Source organism: Streptomyces sp. W16, assembly GCF_033194735.1.
Taxonomy (GTDB): domain Bacteria; phylum Actinomycetota; class Actinomycetes; order Streptomycetales; family Streptomycetaceae; genus Streptomyces.
On sequence record NZ_JAWOAI010001166.1, the window covers coordinates 1 to 915 of the forward strand.

Consider the following 915-nt stretch of genomic DNA (forward strand, 5'->3'; position numbering starts at 1 on the left):
GCGAGGACCCGCCCGGCGCGGGCCCGGTCGCCGCGCTCGACGCCGGTCTGCGCCACACCACGGCCGACGCCGTCGTGGTCCTCTCCGCCGACCTGCCGTTCCTCGAAACGGCAACCGTACGGCGGCTGTTGACCACCCTGGGGACCGGCGGTACCGAAGGCGTGCTGCTCACCGACGCCGACGGACGCGACCAGCCGCTCGTGGCCGCGTACCGCGCGCCGGCACTCCGCCGGGAGCTGACTGCCCTCACCTCCGAGCACGGCGGCCTCACCGGGCTGCCCCTGCGCAGGCTGACCGCCGCGCTCGATCTCACCCGCGTCCCCGACCCCGTCGCGTCCTTCGACTGCGACACCTGGGACGACCTCGCCGCCGCCAGGGCACGCATCAGGGAGCATGGGCACGTGTTGGATGAATGGATTTCCGCAGTCAAGGACGAACTGGGCATCGACCTGGACGTCGACACCGGCATCCTGCTCGACCTCGCCCGCGATGCCGCCCACGGGGTGGCCAGGCCCGCCGCCCCGCTGACCACCTTCCTGGTCGGCTACGCGGCGGCGCAGGGCAAGGGCGGACCCGAAGCCGTGGCCGAGGCCGCCCGCAAGGCCGTCGCCCTCGCGCTGCGCTGGGCCGACGAGGTCACTCCCGAGGCCAAGCCGGAGACCCCGTCCGACGCGCCCGGTCCGGACGCCGCCGGATGACCGCGCGCGGCACGCACACGCACACCGGCGAGCACGCCCAGGACGTCGAGGACCTCGACGTCGAGGAGGTACTCGCCCTCGTGAACGAAGGCAGCACCAGCGGGCACGCCGAGCACCCGCCGACACCGCAGGGCTCGTCTCCGGCCCCCGGCGCTCCCCGCACGCCGGACACCCCTCAGCACAAGGCCACCCCCTGGCCCGAGGCCCGCGCCATCGC

General features: G+C 75.0%; 1 protein-coding gene and 1 pseudogene. Both read left to right on the forward strand.

Features of this window, described 5'->3' with window-relative positions:
• A partial coding sequence (locus R6V09_RS53975; RefSeq protein ID WP_317888672.1) for a DUF6457 domain-containing protein occupies window positions 1-698 on the forward strand: 698 nt, incomplete at its 5' end.
• A pseudogene (locus tag R6V09_RS53980) lies at window positions 695-915 on the forward strand (molybdopterin molybdenumtransferase MoeA); the annotation flags it as partial. The gene R6V09_RS53975 and the pseudogene R6V09_RS53980, both read left to right, overlap by 4 nt.